1 pseudogene is annotated in these 1,126 nt (G+C 46.4%); it reads left to right on the top strand.

What is annotated here, in order from left to right:
- Positions 1 to 1,086 (top strand): annotated as a pseudogene (locus P1U71_RS16410) (hypothetical protein); the annotation flags it as partial.
- Positions 1,087 to 1,126 lie beyond the last annotated feature (40 nt).

Here is a 1,126-nt window from a genome sequence, read left to right on the forward strand (position 1 = left end):
GGATCGATGGGTTCTTGGCTCAATGGCAATACGCGGATTAGCGTATTAAAAACCGCAGCAAAGAATCTTGTCGATATCCTTTACGGAGCTGAGGAGACGCAGGATAAACTTTGGGTCGGAATTGTCCCCTATACAACCCAGATTAATGTTAGCCCTCAGAATATAGACTTCCTGAAAACAACTTATAAAAATAATATTCTTAACAACAGTACGAGTATATTCACCGCAGATAACTACAATAACACCGCCCTTGGCCGTGACGTTACGGGGGATGGTGTGAATGACACGGTTTATGGCTGGAAAGGTTGTGTGGAAATGCGCGATGACCTTAACGGCGGAACCGTCGATTTGACGGATGATCCACCTGCGAATGATTTCGTGCCGTTTTTTTTCGGTTCATCTGAAGGATATAATAATAACAATAAGTGGAAATCTGACGGAGTAACAAGGTCCGGAAGCAGAAGCCCTAACAGGCAGTGTCCGCCAGCGATACTTCCTCTCACCGCCGAAAAAACAACGATTAAGGCGACAATCAATAGCATGATTTCGTCGAGTTCAGGAACTTCAGTAAATATCGGTGCGGTGTGGGGTTGGCGGCTTCTCTCTCCACGCTGGAATGGATTATGGTATAATTCCTCCACCCTAAACCTCCCAACGGGATATACAACTCTGCCATTGAATTATGGAGAAGAATATATGGACAAGGTCATTATTCTAATGACCGACGGTGAGAATGTAATGTCAAGTAGCTTCTACAACGCCTATTCGCGTATGGAGGAAGAGGGAATTGAAGAGGGAGATCCAGGATATAATTCCCTGTATCATACGGAGGGCAGCGGATATCTTTCCGAAAAAACCTGGGGTTACGCAGGCATGGAAAACACGAAGACCAGCCAAGTTTGTACGGCTATGAAGGCTGCTGGCGTCATCGTTTATACTGTCTTGCTTGTGGACGGAAGTTCATCTCTCATGAAAAACTGCGCGACGTCTCCCAAACACGCCTTTGTAGCAACAAGCGCCGATGAGTTACTCGATAACTTCAACACCATCGGTGAGGAACTCAGCAACCTGCGTATCTCGAAGTAAGAGACGCGGTCTCAACATCAAAGAGCGGCGGTTTCGGCCA

The sequence above is a fragment of the Sneathiella sp. genome, from assembly GCF_029233945.1.
In the GTDB taxonomy this organism is placed as follows: Bacteria; Pseudomonadota; Alphaproteobacteria; order Sneathiellales; family Sneathiellaceae; genus Sneathiella.